The organism is Vibrio bivalvicida (assembly GCF_001399455.2).
Classification (GTDB): domain Bacteria; phylum Pseudomonadota; class Gammaproteobacteria; order Enterobacterales; family Vibrionaceae; genus Vibrio; species Vibrio bivalvicida.
The window spans coordinates 1-320 of sequence record NZ_LLEI02000001.1; the positions used below are offsets into that span (position 1 = coordinate 1).

2 tRNA genes are annotated in these 320 nt (G+C 48.1%); both read right to left on the bottom strand.

The annotated features are described in order from the left end of the window. Window positions 1-49: 49 nt before the first annotated feature. Window positions 50-125: transfer RNA gene (locus tag APB76_RS00005), tRNA-Ala, on the bottom strand. Between the two features lie 39 nt (window positions 126-164). Next, window positions 165-241, bottom strand: a tRNA-Ile gene (locus APB76_RS00010). Between the last annotated feature and the right edge of the window lie 79 nt (window positions 242-320).

Here is a 320-nt window from a genome sequence, read left to right on the forward strand (position 1 = left end):
CTGATGAAAACCATTTTTAAATATTCTCTGTCGAGAAAACACTTAAAGATGGTGGAGCTATGCGGGATCGAACCGCAGACCTCCTGCGTGCAAGGCAGGCGCTCTCCCAGCTGAGCTATAGCCCCATCAGGTGTTGATACTGTGTGCCAACCTCACAAGGAAATTGGTGGGTCTGAGTGGACTTGAACCACCGACCTCTCGCTTATCAGGCGAACGCTCTAACCACCTGAGCTACAGACCCAGTATCGTCTCTTAACGTGTATAAACATATCAATCTGTGTGGACACTCATCGTGAGTAATCATCGTATAAGGAGGTGAT